The sequence below is a fragment of the Phytoactinopolyspora endophytica genome (assembly GCF_004138495.1).
Taxonomy (GTDB): domain Bacteria; phylum Actinomycetota; class Actinomycetes; order Jiangellales; family Jiangellaceae; genus Phytoactinopolyspora; species Phytoactinopolyspora endophytica.
The window spans coordinates 70,334-71,707 of sequence record NZ_ML142856.1 but is presented as its reverse complement, the minus strand read 5'-3'; the positions used below and the strand labels follow the sequence as shown (position 1 = coordinate 71,707).

Genomic DNA, 1,374 nt, shown 5'->3' with positions numbered 1-1,374 from the left:
ATCTCCCGGTCGTCTGGACCGGTTCTATGTCGCCCTGGTCTCCGGTGTCATTCACCGGAGACCAGGGCGTCGTCGTCGACGCTGCAATCGGTACCGGATGCTACTTTCCGTACCGCCATGGCCGCGACTCGGGCCTCATCGCGACACAGAATGCAGCATCCGGTACGGATTTCAGCATCAGCACAGGCAGCAACCCGGGTAACCGGTCTGCCGGCCCAGCCCGGGATGAATGGTAGGCCGCCCTAACTTCAATCGAATGTAGTTCAGCGAGTTGAAGTTCACTCCAGTGAAGTGTCACGTCGTATGCGGTGCTTCGATGGAAGACCAATCGTCGACCATCCGTCGGAGGTGAGTGGCGTCGCTCGCCTGGAACGACGGCGTCGCCGCCCGGCGTCGCTTCGCTCCCGGGACTACTCAAACTAGCCCTGGACGTGCCCCTAGACTCGGGTGTCGTCCGCCGGTGCAAGGCGTCGTCATATCGCGACTCTTGTGTGAGTTGCGGAAACCGGTACCCTCGTAGAGTCCGGGTTCGGGGGGTTCGTACCCGGAATGGTGGTGGGTGAGGGGTCGCTCATGAAGGGAATGTCTATATCTGGAAACGTTCTCGGCCGGGAACGGGAGCTTGACGCGCTGCGTGTGATCGTCGATGGTCTCGTGCACGGGCAGGGTGCGTCGATGGTGCTATCCGGTCCTCCGGGTATCGGGAAGACCGCACTGCTGCAGGAGCACGTGGCGCAGGCACATGGCGTCGGCGATGGTCCCGGACGGCCGGTCGTCTCCCAGGTCACGGCGGTTGAGGCGGAGCGCGGGTGGCCGTACGCGGGCCTGCATCTGATCCTGTCCGGGCTGTACGGATCGCTGTCCCCCGAGAGCCGTCGGACGTTCGAGCCACAGGCGTCGAGCTTTCTTTCCGATCTCGACTCGGCGGCCAGCTCGTACGACGCGGCCATGCGTCTGCTGGCGCTGGTGCGCTCGGTGGACGTGCCGGTGCTGGTCGTGGTGGACGACGCGCACACGCTCGACGCATCGTCACAGGAAGCATTGGGATTCGTCGCTCGTCGGCTGCGCTCGGTGCCGATCGCGCTCGTGCTCGCGGCTGACCTGCAGGATGGGCGTTCGGTCCCGTTGCTCGACGGTCTTCCCGCCCTCCGGCTCGGTGGGCTGGCGACGGGTGACGCGATCGACATGATGCTCTCGGCACATGACGACATGGCGGAGAACGTGGCCGTGGTCTTACATGAGCGGACGGGAGGAAACCCCAGGGCGTTGCTGGACGTGGCCGGCCGGCTGCGTCCGGAGCAGCGGACCGGCCAGGTGGTGCTGGACCGCTTCCTGCCGCCGTCGCCGGTCGTTCGTGGCCTGGTGCTTCCTGAG

1 protein-coding gene is annotated in these 1,374 nt (G+C 65.4%); it reads left to right on the top strand.

All coding sequences use genetic code 11. The annotated features are described in order from the left end of the window. Positions 1-573 precede the first annotated feature (573 nt). Positions 574-1,374: AAA family ATPase (locus tag ELR45_RS35325; RefSeq protein WP_165367846.1), on the top strand; the 801-nt coding region annotated here is incomplete at its 3' end.